16 protein-coding genes and 2 pseudogenes are annotated in these 14,758 nt (G+C 71.2%); 14 read left to right on the top strand and 4 right to left on the bottom strand.

Translation table 11 applies throughout. From position 1 onward, the window contains the following. Positions 1–14 precede the first annotated feature (14 nt). On the bottom strand, positions 15–503 hold the full coding sequence (locus tag E6W39_RS09750; protein ID WP_141633199.1) for a carboxymuconolactone decarboxylase family protein: 489 nt from the start codon (positions 501–503) through the stop codon (positions 15–17). Between the two features lie 100 nt (positions 504–603). Between E6W39_RS09750 and E6W39_RS09745 the strand changes: the two genes are divergently transcribed. Then, complete coding sequence (locus tag E6W39_RS09745; protein WP_141633198.1) at positions 604–1,500, top strand: N-acetylmuramic acid 6-phosphate etherase; 897 nt, start codon at positions 604–606, stop codon at positions 1,498–1,500. Positions 1,501–1,551: 51 nt separating this feature from the next. Here the strand turns inward: E6W39_RS09745 and E6W39_RS09740 are convergent, their stop codons facing one another. Continuing rightward, on the bottom strand, positions 1,552–1,842 hold the full coding sequence (locus E6W39_RS09740; protein ID WP_141633197.1) for a hypothetical protein: 291 nt from the start codon (positions 1,840–1,842) through the stop codon (positions 1,552–1,554). Between the two features lie 141 nt (positions 1,843–1,983). Continuing rightward, positions 1,984–2,775: a DUF3050 domain-containing protein gene (locus E6W39_RS09735; protein ID WP_141633196.1), complete on the bottom strand. Its 792-nt coding sequence runs from the start codon at positions 2,773–2,775 to the stop codon at positions 1,984–1,986. A 341-nt stretch (positions 2,776–3,116) separates the two neighbouring features. Here E6W39_RS09735 and E6W39_RS09730 point away from each other — a divergent pair, with 341 nt between their 5' ends. From E6W39_RS09730 to E6W39_RS09680, 13 genes and pseudogenes are all read left to right on the top strand, one after another. Then, the gene (locus tag E6W39_RS09730) at positions 3,117–4,337 is read left to right on the top strand and encodes a helix-turn-helix domain-containing protein (RefSeq protein WP_141633195.1); all 1,221 of its coding nucleotides are present in this window, start codon (positions 3,117–3,119) and stop codon (positions 4,335–4,337) included. Positions 4,338–4,357: 20 nt separating this feature from the next. Further along, positions 4,358–4,483 (top strand): annotated as a pseudogene (locus E6W39_RS42750) (putative ATP-grasp-modified RiPP); the annotation flags it as partial. Beyond that, a complete protein-coding gene (gene tgmB, locus E6W39_RS09725) occupies positions 4,480–5,430 on the top strand; it encodes an ATP-grasp ribosomal peptide maturase (RefSeq protein WP_141633194.1) in 951 nt (316 codons plus the stop codon). The pseudogene E6W39_RS42750 and the gene tgmB, both read left to right, overlap by 4 nt. Then, a pseudogene (locus tag E6W39_RS43445) lies at positions 5,319–5,975 on the top strand (hypothetical protein); the annotation flags it as partial. The gene tgmB and the pseudogene E6W39_RS43445, both read left to right, overlap by 112 nt. A 103-nt stretch (positions 5,976–6,078) precedes the next feature. Further along, a complete protein-coding gene (locus E6W39_RS42740) occupies positions 6,079–6,204 on the top strand; it encodes a hypothetical protein (RefSeq protein WP_267286790.1) in 126 nt (41 codons plus the stop codon). Between the two features lie 37 nt (positions 6,205–6,241). Next, a complete protein-coding gene (locus E6W39_RS09715; RefSeq protein WP_141633193.1) occupies positions 6,242–6,532 on the top strand; it encodes a DUF6087 family protein in 291 nt (96 codons plus the stop codon). A 150-nt stretch (positions 6,533–6,682) separates the two neighbouring features. Then, positions 6,683–7,804 carry a baeRF3 domain-containing protein gene (locus tag E6W39_RS09710; protein ID WP_228718048.1) on the top strand — a complete coding sequence of 374 codons (1,122 nt, stop codon included), beginning with the start codon at positions 6,683–6,685 and terminating at the stop codon, positions 7,802–7,804. A gap of 96 nt (positions 7,805–7,900) precedes the next feature. After that, on the top strand, positions 7,901–8,908 hold the full coding sequence (locus E6W39_RS09705) for a hypothetical protein (protein WP_141633192.1): 1,008 nt from the start codon (positions 7,901–7,903) through the stop codon (positions 8,906–8,908). 207 nt (positions 8,909–9,115) lie between these two features. Beyond that, positions 9,116–10,333 carry a threonine--tRNA ligase gene (gene thrS, locus E6W39_RS09700; protein ID WP_141633191.1) on the top strand — a complete coding sequence of 406 codons (1,218 nt, stop codon included), beginning with the start codon at positions 9,116–9,118 and terminating at the stop codon, positions 10,331–10,333. Positions 10,334–10,475: 142 nt separating this feature from the next. After that, positions 10,476–11,885: an MFS transporter gene (locus E6W39_RS09695; protein WP_141633190.1), complete on the top strand. Its 1,410-nt coding sequence runs from the start codon at positions 10,476–10,478 to the stop codon at positions 11,883–11,885. Positions 11,886–11,973: 88 nt separating this feature from the next. Beyond that, complete coding sequence (locus tag E6W39_RS09690) at positions 11,974–12,555, top strand: hydrolase (protein ID WP_141633189.1); 582 nt, start codon at positions 11,974–11,976, stop codon at positions 12,553–12,555. Between the two features lie 100 nt (positions 12,556–12,655). Then, a complete protein-coding gene (locus E6W39_RS09685; protein ID WP_141633188.1) occupies positions 12,656–13,255 on the top strand; it encodes an MFS transporter in 600 nt (199 codons plus the stop codon). Between the two features lie 122 nt (positions 13,256–13,377). Continuing rightward, on the top strand, positions 13,378–13,905 hold the full coding sequence (locus E6W39_RS09680; RefSeq protein WP_141633187.1) for an MFS transporter: 528 nt from the start codon (positions 13,378–13,380) through the stop codon (positions 13,903–13,905). On the opposite strand, the gene E6W39_RS09675 is transcribed toward E6W39_RS09680, so the two are convergent. Beyond that, positions 13,906–14,712, bottom strand: a complete 807-nt coding sequence (locus E6W39_RS09675) for a thioesterase family protein (RefSeq protein ID WP_141633186.1) — start codon at positions 14,710–14,712, stop codon at positions 13,906–13,908. Positions 14,713–14,758: the final 46 nt, after the last annotated feature.

The following is a 14,758-nucleotide window of genomic DNA, read 5'->3' as shown; positions in this document are numbered from 1 at the left end:
GCGTTTGTAGGCCTTCAGATGCTGGACGGATCCCCCGCGACGTAGCCGCCCACCGGTACGCGCGGGGTGATCGCCAGCCGGTTGAAGGCATTGATCACGGTCGCCACCCAGAGCAGCTGGGCGAGTTCGGGCTCGCTGAAGACCTTGGCGGTCCGCTGGTAGACGTCGTCCGGCACCTGGCCGTCGTGGACCAGGGTGACCGCCTCGGTGAACTCCAGGGCGGCGCGCTCGCGTTCGGTGTAGAAGGGGGTCTCGGCCCAGGCGTTCAGGGCGTAGATCCGCTGCTCGGTCTCGCCCGCGTGCCGGGCGTCCTTGGTGTGCATGTCCAGGCAGAACGCGCAGCCGTTGATCTGCGAGGCGCGGATCCGGACCAGCTCGAGGAGCGGCTTCTCCAGACCGGCGTCCACGGCGGCCTGGTCGACGACGGCAGTCAGCTTCAGCATCGCGGCGTAGTTGTCGCGGGAGAGTTGACGCAGGTTCAGGCGGGGCTCAGGTGCTGTCATGGCCGCAATATACCGACGTCCCGCTGCCCTACCGGCGCCGATTCACCCGCTTGGTCCCCTACGCTGCCGGGCAGTTGACGCACACATCCAGGAGCCGCCGATGCCTTCCCTGCCGCCGACCGAGCAACGCAACCCCGACACCCTCACGATCGACCGACTCGGCACCTTCGAACTCCTGGAGCTGATCAACGACCAGGACGCCACCGTGCCCGCCGCCGTCCGCGCCGCGCTCCCGCAACTGGCCGAACTGGTGGACACCGCCCTCGCCGTGCTGCGCGCGGGCCGGCGGATCCACTACTACGGTGCCGGCACCAGCGGCCGGATCGCCCTCGGCGACGCCGTCGAACTCGGCCCCACCTACGGCGTCGGCCCCGAGACCGTGATCGCCCACCTCGCCGGCGGCCCCGGCGCCCGCGGCACCGCACGCGAGGACGCCGAGGACCACGCGCCCGACGAGCACCCCGAGGACGCCCCGGTCCGCGGCGACCTGGTCATCGGGGTCACCGCCAGCGGCCGCACCCCCTACGTCGCCGCCGCCCTGCGCGAGGCCCGTTCGATCGGTGCGGCGACGGCGCTGCTCTCCGGCGACCCGGCAGCCCCCATCGCCCAGTTGGCCGACCTGCACATCGCCCTGGACACCGGCCCCGAGGTGGTCACCGGCTCCACCCGGATGAAGGCGGGCACCGCGCAGAAGCTGGCCCTCAACGCCTTCTCCACCGCCTTGATGGTGCGCAGCGGCCGCACCTGGTCCAACCTGATGATCGCCGCCTCCGCCCGCAACGCCAAGCTGCGCGAGCGCGCCGTCCGCACCCTGGTGACGGCCTGCCAGGTCACCCCGGATACCGCCGCCGAGGTGCTGGCCGCCTGCGCCGACGAAACCCCCACCGCCCTGGTCACCCTGGTCACCGGCGCCACCCCCACCGCCGCCCGCGCCGCCCTCGCCGCCCACCACGGCCACCCATGGGCGGCGGTGCGGGCGCTCAACGGGCAGGCGTGACACGCGAAAAGGCCGCCCCCGCCGTCGTGGGCGGGGGCGGCCTGCGGTCGGTCAGGGGACGCGCACGCTGGCACCGAACTCGAAGACGCCGTTCCGACCGGGCGGCAGCGAGGCGATGACCTGCCCATCGCAGTCGCCGCCGTCGAAGACGAGCACGGCCTTGTCGGTCTCGTTGCCGACTCCCATCGGCCAGAGATCCGAGTTGTAGCAGCCTTGCGGATTCGTGATCCGCTGGCCGTTGAGGACGAGCGTCCCGGTGGCCGCGCCGGCGCTGGTGGCGGTGGTCAGGCACAGGGCGGCAGCGGCGGCGACGACGCCGGCCGCGTGAAGGATGCGCTTCAAGGGGGTTCTCCCTGGGGTGGGGGACTGGGCTGCCCAGCTCGTTCCCCAACGAGCCGGGCAGCGCCGCACCCCGCACGGGTGAACCTGTGAAACCCCCAGGTCAGCGGCCTCCCGAGTCCCCCACTCGGAGTCCGTTCGGGCTCACGCGCCGCAGTCGGCGAGGATCCCGTCCCACAGGGCGACCCGGGCGGACAGCGCGCGGGTGACCGTGTCGGCGCACTGGGTCCAGCGTTCCTTGTCGTCGCCGCAGAGGTCGATCAGCATCTGCATGGCCATCGGCGTGTGCTGCTCGCCGTCCACCTCGATGTGGCGCGCGAGGTAGTCCTTGAACACGGTCAGCCGGCCGTTCGCGTCCTCGATCCGGATCACCTGCTCGAACATCTCCGGGATCAGGTCCTCGCGGCCGAACGCGAACGCCGCGGCCTGGCAGTGCACCGGCGAGTTCTCGATGATGTCCCAGGTGACCGCCATGAACTCGGCGGCCGCCGACGGGATCTCGGCCGACTTCGCCGCCTCGGTCACGCCGGTCCCGTTGCCGAGCAGCCGCAGGAAGTCGTTCACCGGCCCGGTGTCGGCGCCGGCCCGGGCCATCCCGTCCAGGTAGAGCTCGAAGTGGCTGATGTAGCCGTCGCCGAGCTCATCGCTCTCCTCGACCAGCACGATCTCGTTGATCAACCGGCGGCTCGCCGTCGGCCCGCTCGGCAGCCACGGGAGCTCCACGCAAGTGAGCCGCCGCTGCAGGCACTTGAGCAGCGACATGAAGTCCCAGACCGCGAACACATGGCGCTCCTGGAACGTCCGGACCCGCTCCAAGGAGTTCAGCCCCTGGTAGATCGGATGGCTGACGACCTCCCGGCGCACGGGCTCGATCGCCTCGCGCAGCGCCGTCAGGCCGGGGTGCGAGCGATCCCAGTGGTAGCGGTCGGAACTCATGTCGGCTCCTGGCAGAGAAGGGGGATGCTCCGTGCGGACTGCTCGGTCGGGCACGGAGCGTGTGTGTCCGATGACGCGGGTCAGGCTACGGGATCGGCCCGGCGGATCCGATAGCTCCAACTCCGAACCCTCGCGAAGTTGACACCAGTCCGACAAGAAGGGAGTGCCAGCGTTCCTCCCCATCCAGCGCCGGCCCCGTTTCACCCGGTAGGCCCACCGGCCACGACAGCCCCGCCCGACGACCGCCCCCCACCACCCCCTCCGGCACTCCCCGCGCACGCTCCGGATGGGCGGGGACCGACACCGCTTGGGACACCGCAGATTGGCTCTACGCTGTTTCCATGGCGATGGCTCTTGATCCGGCGCTACCCGTAGGGATGCGCATCAAGCTGTTTCGTGAACGTGCCGGCAAGTCCCGTGCGGCGCTCGCAGGGCTGGTGGGGCGGTCGGAGAGCTGGCTGAAGGCTGTTGAGAACGGCCGTCTCCTCCCGCCCCGGCTGCCCCTCCTGATCAAGCTTGCTGAGCACTTGGGAATTGACGATCTGTCGCAGCTGACCGGGGATGTGTCACTGCCTCGCGCCCTGTTCTCCGGGACGGAGCACCCGGCGCTGTCCGTGGTCCGGCGGGCGGTCGACACCGCGCCACTCGGGCTGGTAGCAGGGCCAGTTCCCGATTCGGGTCACATCTCGGCTCAGCTGTCCGCTGCTTGGCGAGCCCGGGATGCGTCCGGCAACCACCGAACGGCTCTGGCCGAGCTGCTGCCGAGCCTTGTGATGGCGGCATCAACGGCCGCGTCCCACCCGGAGTGCTCGGATCGGCGCCGTGCTGAGGCCATGTATGCCAGCGCGTTGAACCTCACACAGATGTTCGCGGCCTACCAGGGAGACGGCAACTTGGTCTGGCGGGTCGCTGAACGCTCTCTTGCCACTGCCCGCGCCTCCGGCGATCTGGCAGCCGTGGGTCAAGCCTGCTGGTTCCTCGTCGAGGCGTTCCGCAAATCCGGTCAGTGGGACAGTGCCCAGACGCTCACTGAGGAAGCGCTCCGATTGCTGGGCCCGGTCAAGGGCGATTCGGCGGCTTTGGCGCGGGCATGGGCGGACATGGCCTTCCATGCTGCGATCACGCACGCTGCCGCTGGTGAGGCCGGGAGCGCGTGGGGATGGTTCGATCGAGCCGAAGCTACCGCGCGAACCTTGCCCGCAGAGTACTGGCACTCGCCCACCTCCGGGTCTGCCCGGGTGATTCCGTTGCACGGTGTGACAGTTGCCGTGGAGCTGAGGCAAGCCGGCACGGCTCTGCGGTGGGCCGACCGCGTCTCCCCCGAGGCGGTGCCCGCCCGTCCGTGCCGAGCCCGGCACCTGATCGAGGTTGCCCGGGCTCACGCCCTCCGCAGCGAACACGACCAGGTCGCCAGCCTGTTGAGTGCCGCTGTGAAGACCGCGCCCGAGACCGCGCGATGGAACCGCGAGACCCATGAGATGGTCCGCGGCCTGCTGGCCGGACCAGCGTCCACCAGGGCTCAAGCCCGGAAGCTGGCGACCGCAACCGGGGTGGCTGCCTGACTCCATGCCAGGGGCACAAAGTGCCTGGCCATGGCACCAGCACCGGCACCAACCCGGCCACCAACACCGGCAATCCGTCTGACGGCTCCGGGCCCGGCGGCTCCGGCGGCGGCGACCAGGACACCGGGAACGACAGCGACCAGTGACCAACCCAGGTCCGGTTCTGGTCGTCACCAACCTGGATGACCCCACGACCGACCTGGTGATCGACGAACTGCACGGCCGGGGCGTCCCGGTCGTGCGGTTCGACTCCGGGGACTTCCCGGCCACCTTGTCGTTCGCGGCCACCATCACGCCTCACGGCATCAAGGGCACGCTGAGCACCCCGACCCGCACGGCTGACCTCGCCAATGTGCGATCCCTGTACTACCGGCGGCCCTCCGGCTTCACCTTCCCGCACCTGGACGAGCAGAACGCCCGCTTCGCCATCACCCAAGCCCGGTACGGCCTCGGCGGGGTCGTGGCATCCCTGCCGGGCTGCCTGTACGTCAACCACCCCCACCGGATCGGCGACGCCGAGTTCAAGCCCTCCGGCCTGGCTGTCGCCGCCGCCTGCGGCTTCCAGCTTCCCCCGACCCTGATCACCTCCGACCCCGGCGCCGCACGGGCCTTCACCAAGCGCCACGGGCCGGTGATCTATAAGCCGCTCTCCACCCCGCTCTACCGCATCGACGGCGTGTCCTGCACAGTCGAGGTCCTGGACGTGGCGGCCGACGAGATCGACGATTCCGTGGTCGGCACCGCCCACCTGTTCCAGCAGCGCATCGACAAGGCCGCCGATGTACGGGTGACCGTCATCGGCAACCGGGTGTTCCACGTCCGCATCGACTCCGACCTGTTGGACTGGCGCACCGACTACGGTCGCCTGAGGTACTCGGTGGTGCTGCCGCCGGTTGGTCTGGAGAAGCAGTCGCGTGCCTACCTGAACCGCTTCGGGTTGGTGTTCGGCGCTTTCGACTTCGCGATCGACCGGCGTGGGCAATGGTGGTTCCTGGAGTGCAACCCGTCCGGACAATGGGCCTGGATGGAACCGGAGACCGGCCTGCCGATGGTCGCGGCGATGGCGGATCTGCTGGAGAGGAAGACGGGATGACCAGTGACGTCGAGCTGCGCACGAGGCTCGCCGGCGATCTCGCCGCAGGCGGGTACCTGCGTACTGAGCCGTGGCGGCGGGCAGTTGAGGCGGTACCGCGTCAAGAGTTCCTGAGGGGTGGTTTCTTCGAGCCGGTTCGGGACTCGGTGCCGACCGCTTGGCGGCCGGTGATGCCGGGAACCGATGGCTGGTTGGAGCGCTGCTACGCCGACGAGTCGCTGGTGACGCAAATCGCCGGCACCATCGTGCCGGGCGATTACCGGGGGGAGATCCTACGCGCCCCGACTTCCTCCAGCACCATGCCGAGCCTGGTCGTCCGAATGCACGAGGACCTCCAAGTCGTGGACGGTCAGCGGGTATTGGAAATCGGAACAGGCACCGGATACTCCACCGCCCTCCTATGCCACCGGCTCGGCGATGACTTGGTGACCTCTGTCGAAGTGGACCAGGAAGTGAGCCTGCGGGCGCGGAACGCCCTCGGGGTCTGCGGGCACGGGCCGAACCTGGTGGTGGGTAACGGCTTGCTCGGGCACAAGGACGGCGCGCCCTACGACCGCATCACCATGACATGCGGCGTGCTGGAGATCCCGCCCGAGTGGATCGCAGACCCGGCCCGGCGGAATCATCCTGGCCACCCTGTGCGGCTGGTTGTACTCCTCCGAGCTGGCCCGGCTCACCGTGCGCGAGGACGGCACCGCCATCGGCCGGTTCCTTGGCGGGCAGATCTCCTTCATGCTTGCCCGACCCCAGCTTCCGCCACCGCTCGGCCCCTGAGCCATTACGCTGGCCACCCCGAGGAGAGGAGCACCCGGTGGACGAAGACGAGCCGCTGGAACAGTGGGCAGCGCGGCGGGACGCGATGCGGCGGCCGGTCGGCGAGCTGAAAGCGGTCATGCTGGACGGGCTGGCGGCCACCCACGTCCGTCCGACAGAGCCCCGGCTGATCCTCTGCTGGGACGGGGTCGAGTGGGTGCCCCACACCGTCGCCGACGACTACCCCACCGCCCAGCGCATCCTTCACGGGATCAAGGGTGACGGGATGATTCCCATGCCAGCACCGCAACCGCGCAAGCCTGCCGGCCGCCACCGGAAGCCCCGATAGGAGGCTGGGCGGAACCCGAAAGCAGGGGTCCCGGCCGACCGGATGCCACTCCCTCCGGCACTCCCCGCGCACGCTCCGGATGCGGGAGCGGACCGGCGCGGGGAGGGTGGGATACGTACCCGTCCCGCATCCCGAATCGGAAGGCCGCCCGTGGACGTCACCGACCTCACCCCCGCGATCCTGGCCGCGCTGGCCGCGCCCCGCCCCCGGCCGGCGGTCACCGTGGCGATGCCCACCCATCGGCAGGCCACCGGGACCGAGCAGGACACGCTGCAGCTGAAGAACCTGCTGGCCGAGGCGCGCCGCCGGATCGAGGCGGACGACACGCTCGGCCGCGCGGACCGGCTGGACGTGCTGGACCAGTTGGACAAGGCGGCCGGCGAGGTGGACCTGCGGCACGCCGCGCAGGACGGGTTGCTGCTGTTCGCGGCGCCCGGCGAGCACCAGATGTGGAAGCTGCCGCGCACCGTCCCGGTCCGGGTGGTGGTCTCGGACACCTTCCTCACCCGCAACCTGGTGGCGGCCCGCGCCGTCTACGCGCCCTACTGGGTGCTCACGCTGGGGGCGGAGCAGGTGCGTCTGTGGAGCGGTGCCGGTCCTGACCTGGCGGAGTCGACAGCCGGCGGGTTCCCGCAGCGGCCGGCCAACCCCGAGAAGTTCGACCCGCAACGCGAGGAGCAGATCGGCGACACGCCGAGCGTGTACAGCCACGAGGACACCAAGATCTTCTACCGCGAGGTGGATGCCGCCCTGGACGCGCTGCTCAAGGAAGCGCCGCGCCCGTGCTACCTGGTGGGCGTGCCGGAGGCGGTGAGCCTCTTCGAGTCGATCACTTCGCACCGCGAGGTGATCGTCGCCCGGCTGGAGAAGGGCGGGCTGGGCGCCGGCCCGGCGACCGCGCTGGCGCCGGCCCTGGCCCTGGTGCGCGCCGAGCAGGTGCGCGCCGAGCGGGAGGCGGCGCTGGCCCGCCTCGACCAGGCGGCGAGCCGCAAGACGCTGGCCGCCGGGCTGGACGAGATCTGGGTCGCCGTCACCGAGGGCCGGGTGGCCGAGCTCGTGGTGGAGGAGCACTACCAGGAGACCGTCGAGGTCACCGACGGCCACCTGGCCCCGGCCCTCGCCGACGCCCAGCCCACCGGCACCGGCGAGATCCGCGAGGACGTCGTCGACGAGATCGTCGAGCGCACCCTCCAAGCCGGCGGCACGGTGACCTTCGTGCCGGACGAGACCCTGACGGACCGTCAGTCCATCGCGGCCGTCCTGCGGTACTGAGCGCACCTCTTCCGGGAGACGTCTGACAGCGCGCCGGATCTTCTGGCACAGTGGAACGGAGGCAGGGATCGCTCGGAAGCGGGGGGAAGCTGTCGGATGGGCGATGTCACCTTCCCGGTGCAGCGCAGGGGCCGCGGCTGGGCGATGCGCTGCACGAGCTGGGTCATGCGACTGGTGGGCGGTGCAGCCGTTCTCATCAGCGCCTTCCGGGGGAGGTCGCTGGCGAGCGCGGTGAACGCACCGGGCTACGACGGGCCGCCCTTCTTCGTTGCGGTGCTCATGTACGCCGGCATCATGATCGTGGGCTCCGTGCTCCTCGTCGGCAGCCTGTCCGTGGGTAGGCGCGCTCGGGTTCTCCTGGCACGCACCCTCCCGTCCGTGGCAGGTCTGCTACCCGGCTCCTACGTGCTCTACCTGCGACCGTTCACCCAGGACCTGATCTCCTCCGGCATCGCCCCCGCGGCATCGAACAGCAACGCCTTCGCCAACCCCGTTCAGGCGATCGCCCGATCGGGTCGCACCTACGAGGAGCGGCTCGGAAGGACGTTCCGGAAGTACGGACCACTGGTCGCGGTCGGCAGGCCTGGTGAAGAACTGCCCGGCGGCTCCGGAGCGCAGCGGACCTACCTCCCCCTCGATGACTGGAAGGACACCGTCCGGGAGTTGATGGACAACGCCCGCCTCATCATCCTCGGAGCCGGCCCGGGCCCGGGCACGGTCTGGGAGTACGTCGAGGTCATGCGGCGCCGGGAGCCGTCCCGGTTGGTCATCCTGGTCACGGACGTGGACGACTACCTGCGCTTCAAGGCTTCGAGCATCGCCGAGGCCGAGGGCGTGCTGTTCGAACTGAAGCGTAAGTACGGTGATTTCTGGCAGCCCCCGGTCCTGCCGGAGTTGCCGGCCCCGGCGAATCCCAAGACCTCGCAGGCGTTCTTCTTCAAAGCCATGGTCTATTTCAGCGAGGGATGGGAGCCCCACCTCGCCCACTTCGACAGGTCGGCGGTGAAGGGCAGCAACCAGCGCAGGCTCAACAAGTACTTCACGGGGAAGCTGAACCCGGTGCTGACGCACATCGACCGGGGGGCCCGTGCGCCCGACCGGTAGAACGCTCCTGCCCACCGTCTTCTCTGCTACCGTGGATCACATGATGCAGCGTGCCGCAGTGACGACGACGCCGGTGGAGGTCCCGGCGCGCTGATTGATGCTTGACTGACAGCAGCCCCGGGGCGAGTGCCCCGGGGCTGCTGCGTTTGCGCGTTCGGCCGGGTGCCCGCCCCTCGGGGGAATTCGAGAGGGCGAGGCGAGAACACGATGTTCGACCACAAGAAGCTCGGGCGGGAACTGGGCCTGTTCGGGAGTGACCCGCTGGTGGGTGCGGGGCTGCCGTACTGGCTGCCGGACGGCGCCGTGGTGCGGCACGAGTTGGAGGAGTACATCCGCGGCGAGGAGCGGCGGGCCGGCTACCAGCACGTCTACTCACCGGTGTTGGGCAAGCGGGAGCTGTATGAGATCTCCGGCCACTGGTCGCACTACAGCGAGGACATGTTCCCGCCCATGCAGCTGGGCGAGGAGGAGGTCGTGCTGCGACCGAGCCTGTGTCCGCACCACGCCGTCATCTACCGCTCCCGGTCGCACAGTTACCGCGAGCTGCCGCTGCGGATGGCCGAGCTCGGGCCCATGTACCGCTCTGAACTCTCCGGCGTGCTGGGCGGGTTGACCCGGGTGCGGGCGATCCAGCTGAACGACGGCCACATCTTCTGCACCCTGGAGCAGGTGGCCGACGAGGCCCGCGGCGCGCTGCGGCTGATCCGGCGGGCGTACCAGGCGCTGGGCATCGAGGCGGCCCGCTACCGGCTGTCGCTGCCCGGCGCCGGCGGCAAGTATGTTGCGGCACCCGAGCTTTGGGAGCGCTCGGTGGCGCTGCTGACCGAGGTGCTGGAGAGCGAGGGGATCGAGTACCAGGCGGAGGAGGGCGAGGCCGCCTTCTACGGTCCGAAGATCGACGTGCAGATCCGCGACTCGCTCGGCCGGGAGGCGACCCTGTCCACCGTGCAGGTCGACTTCCACCAGCCGGAGCGGTTCGACCTGCACTACATCGGGGCCGACGGCGCCAAACACCGGCCGGTGATGGTGCACCGGGCGATCATCGGCAGCGTGGAGCGTGCGGTGGCGCACCTGATCGAGCAGCACGGCGGGGCGTTCCCGGCCTGGCTGGCGCCGGTGCAGGTGGCGCTGCTGCCGGTGAGCGAGGACGAGCTGCCGCAGGCCGAGGCGCTGCGGGCGCGCTGCCTGGAGGCGGGCCTGCGGGTCGAGCTGGCCGCTCCGGAGCAGGGCAGCCTCGGGGCCCGGATCCGCGAGGCCCGGCTGGTGCCGTACCAGGCGGTGATCGGTGCCCGGGAGGCGGCGGACGGCCTGCTGGCGCTGCGGCTGCGGGACGGCCGCCGGCTCGACCCGCTGCCGCAGGGCGAGGCGCTCGACCGGATCGCCGCCCGGGTGGCGGCCCGTGGGGCGGCGCTCTGGGTGGACTGACCCCGGATTCCCAACCGGATCATCAATCGAGACTGTCCAGCTGAACTGAACAGCCAAGCTGGACAGTTTCGATTGAAGGATTTACGGTGGAGGTCATGGACGAGACGACGAGGCTGGCCACCCGCGAACGGCCGAGTGCGTCATGAGGGGGCTCTCCGAACTACGCCGCGGCACGGCACCCGCCGACACCGCGCCCGCCGACGCAGCGCCCTCCTTCGACCGCCGGCTGACCGCCCCGCTGGTACTGGGGTCGATGCTCAACCCGGTCAACTCCACGATGATCGCGGTCTCGCTGGTGCCGATCGGCATCGCCTTCGGCGCACCGGCCGCCGAGACGGTCTGGCTGGTCTCGGCGCTGTACCTGACCACCTCGATCGCCCAGCCGGTGATCGGCCGCCTGGTGGACCGGTTCGGCCCCCGGCCGCTCTACCTGGGCGGTTCCACGCTGATCGGGCTGGCCGGCCTGCTCGGCATGGTGGCCCCCAGCCTCGGGGTGCTGATCGTCGCCCGGGTGCTGATCGGCCTGGGCACCTCGGCGGCCTACCCGGCGGCCATGTACGTGATCCGCAGCGAGGCCACCCGGACCGGGCGGGACACCCCCGGCGGCATCCTCACCGCGCTCTCGGTGGCCGCCCAGGCCACCGCCATGATCGGCCCGACGCTGGGCGGCCTGCTGGTGGGCTTCGGCGGCTGGCGCACCGTCTTCGTCGTCAACCTCCCGCTCGGCCTGGCCTGCGTGGTGCTCGGCGCCCGTCGGCTGCCCCGCGCGCGGCCGACCGCCACCGCCGAGCGCCAGGCCGGCCCGGTGGACGTGCTCGGCATGGTGCTCTTCGGGCTGGCCCTCACCGGCCTGCTGCTCTTCCTGATGGCGCCGCGCCCCGACCGCTGGTACCTGCCGGTGCTCGCCGTGCTGGCGGCCGCAGCCCTGGCGGTGCGCGAACTGCGCTGCCCGGAACCGTTCCTGGACCTGCGGGTGCTCGGTGGCAACCGGCCGCTGCTCGGCACCTACCTGCGCCAGGTGCTCGCGTACACCGTCTCCTACGCCTTCCTCTACGGCTACGCGCAGTGGCTGGAGCAGGGGCGCGGACTCGCCACCTCGCTCACCGGGACCCTGATGCTGCCCGGCTCGGCGGTCGCCATCGTGGCCGGCGTCCTCTCCGGGCGCCGACCCGAACTGCGCGGCAAGCTGGTGCTCGGCGGCACGGTGATGATCGCCGCCTGCGGCCTGCTCACCGTGCTGCGGTCCGACACCCCGATCCCGGTGCTGTTGGCGGCCGGCGTGCTGATCGGGATCCCCCAGGGCACCATCGGCCTGGCCAACCAGAACGCCCTCTACCACCAGGCGGACGCCGAGCGGATGGGCACCGCCGCCGGCCTGCTGCGCACCTTCATGTACCTCGGCGCGATGCTGGCCTCGGCCGCCGTCGCCGCCTCCTTCCGGCACGGCGCCGACACCCCGGGCCTGCACGAGCTGGCGCTCTTCATGCTGCCCTGCGCGGCACTGCTGCTGGTGGTGAGCCTGCTGGACCGCTCGCTGCGCCGCCGCCGGTAGCGCACGTGTCGTCCGCGTGCAGGGCCCGATCGATCGTCACCGACTTGTTGAATATCCCTGAAGACCCTTCCTGAGAAAGGCATCAGCCATGGCTCTCACCACCCTCGACCCGCGCACCGCACTCGTCCTGATCGACCTGCAGAACGGCATCGTCGGCATGCCCACCCTCCCGTACGGCAGCGACCAGGTGGTTGCCAACGGCATCGAACTGGCCGACGCCTTCCGGGCGAAGGGCCTGCCCGTGGTGCTGGTGCGGGTCACCTTCGGCGCGGACGACATGCTGCCCGGCCGCACCGACGAGCCGCGCCTGTCGGCCGCAGTCTTCCCCTCCGGCTGGGACCAGATCATCGAGCAGCTGGCCGGCCACGACGGCGACATCCAGGTGACCAAGCGCAACTGGGGCGCCTTCTACGGCACCGACCTGGACCTGCAGCTGCGCCGCCGCGGGATCAGCCAGATCGTCCTGGGCGGGATCGCCACCAGCATCGGCGTCGAGTCCACCGCCCGTGCCGCCCATGAGCACGGCTACCACGTGACCCTGGCCACCGACGCAATGGCGGACCGGGACGGGGAGGCCCACCGCAACAGCGTGGAGCGGATCTTCCCGCGCCTCGGCGAGACCGGCACCACGGCCGAGGTCCTGGAGCTACTGGCCAAGACCCACGGCTGAGCCCGGGCTGCTGAGCCCGGGCTGCTGAGCCCGAGCGGCTGAGCCCGAGCGGCTGAATTCGGCGGCGGGCAAGGGTGCTTCGCTGGCAGACTGACCCGCCATGACCGACACCGATCACGAAGCAGCCGCCCTCGACGCCGAACGGGCCAAGCCGCCCAGTCCGTTGCGGGACCGCCCGTTCCGATGGTTCTTCATCGGGCGGGCGGCCTCGCTGTTCGGGGGGTCGATGACCTCGGTGGCGCTGGCCTTCGCCGTCCTGCAACGCACCTCGGATCCGCACTGGTTGGGCTATGTGCTGGCCGCCCAGATGACCCCGATGATCGCACTGCTGATCCTCGGCGGCGGGCTGGCCGACCGGTACCGGCGGGATCGGCTGCTGCGGCTGGCCAACCTGTCGGCCGGGCTCACCCAGGCGTTCGTGGCCTTCGTGGTGCTCAGCGGGGCGAGCCTGTGGCTGCTGCTGCCGGCCTCGGTGCTGAACGGGGTGGCGGAGGCGTTCACCACGCCCGCGCTGCGCGGCATCGTGCCGGAGCTGGTGGCGCCGGAGGCGATCCAGCGGGCCAACTCGATGCTGGCGTCGACCCGCAACGCCGCCAAGGTGCTCGGTCCGTCGCTGGCCGGGGTGCTGGCGGCCGGCATCGGAGGCGGCTGGGGATCGCCTGCGATGCCGCCGGGTTCCTGGTCTCGGCGGCCTGCCTGACCCAAGTCCGGCTCCCGGCGCGGCAGTCCGGTCCATCGCGCCGGCTGCCGGCCGAACTGCGCGAAGGCTGGCAGTACTTCCGCTCGCTGCCGTGGGTCTGGTCGGTCACCGCCACCTTCACAGTGTTCAACCTGATCCAGGTGGGCAGTTGGCAGGTGCTGGGGCCGAGCATCGTCAAACACACCATGGGCGCCGCGGGTTGGGGCGCGGCCAACAGCGCCAAGGCGGTCGGACTGCTGCTGCTCAGCCTGCTGATGCTGCGGCTGACGGTGCGCCGGCCGCTGGTGGTCGCGATGGCGGCCGCGGCGCTGAGCGGCCTGCCGCTGGTGCTGCTCGGCCTGCATGCCGGGGTGGTGCCGCTCGCGGCGGCCACCTTCACGGCGGGGGCCGGCTCGGCGGTCTGCGGCATCCTCTGGGACAGCACCCTGCAGACCGGCATCCCAAGGGAGTTGATCTCGCGGGTCACCTCCTATGACGACTTCGGCTCCTGGGTCGCCATTCCGGTGGGCCAGTTGGGCGTGATCCCGCTCGCCGCCGCCTTCGGCGCGAGCCGGGTGGCGGTGGCGGGCGGGATCACGCTGACCGGGCTCACGCTGCTGCCGCTGCTGGTGCCGTCGGTGCGCGGGAGGCGACTGGCTCCCGCGAGTTGATCAGCGCTCGGTCACCAGCAGCGTCTGCAGGATGCGGCCGCAGTCGCCGGCCCGGTCGTCCATCCGGCCGGCGGCCAGGCCTGAGCCGGCCGGGCTGGCCGCGGTCGCGGCGGACAGGCAGAGCCACTCGCCGACCGGGTCGCGGTGCAGGGCCAGGGTGATGTCGGTGTTGATCACCATGCGGCGGACGTGGTCGAGTTCGAAGGCGACCGCCCAGTTGCTGTCGGCCACCGTGAGGGCCCGGGCCAGCGGGGTGTCCGGCTCGCCCGCGACCAGCGGGATCCGCTGTCGCACCCAGGCGCTGCCCGGGCCCGGGGTGTTGAAGTCGCCGCTGGGAAAGCGCCACTCCATCGCGGAGACATAGCCGTCGGCGTTGGTGCCGGCCACGGCGTGCAGGGGCTGCGCGTCGGGCAGCGCGGCCGGCCCCGGCTCGGGGCGCAGCGCGGGCGTGTCCGCAGGGCTCGCCACCACCCGCCAGGCGCGGGCCAGCATCACGGCCCGCCCCTGCGAGGTCAGTTCAGCCTCCAGCAGCTCGGTGCGCGAACCGCCCCGCACGGTGCGGACGTTGACCGCCAGCTCGCCGACCGGCACGGGGTAGGGCACCTCCAGGGTGACCCGGGCGATCCGCATCCCCTCGCGCGGCTGGTGCCGCTCCAGGGCCCGGCCGAGCAGGGCCGAGGGCGGTCCGGCGTGCTGCGCCTTGGGGCTCCAGGGCCCGGCGGTGGCGCCGGTGCTCTCGAACCGGCCGTCGCCGAGGTCCCGGTAGAACGACTCCTCGGTGGTCACGCCGAGTTGGTCGACCGTCATGTCGCGTCCCCTGTCGCCGTCGCTTCCTTGGGTCCGACCCTAGCCC

The organism is Kitasatospora acidiphila, from assembly GCF_006636205.1.
GTDB classification, from domain to species: Bacteria; Actinomycetota; Actinomycetes; order Streptomycetales; family Streptomycetaceae; genus Kitasatospora; species Kitasatospora acidiphila.
This window is presented reverse-complemented; position numbering and strand designations above follow the sequence as displayed.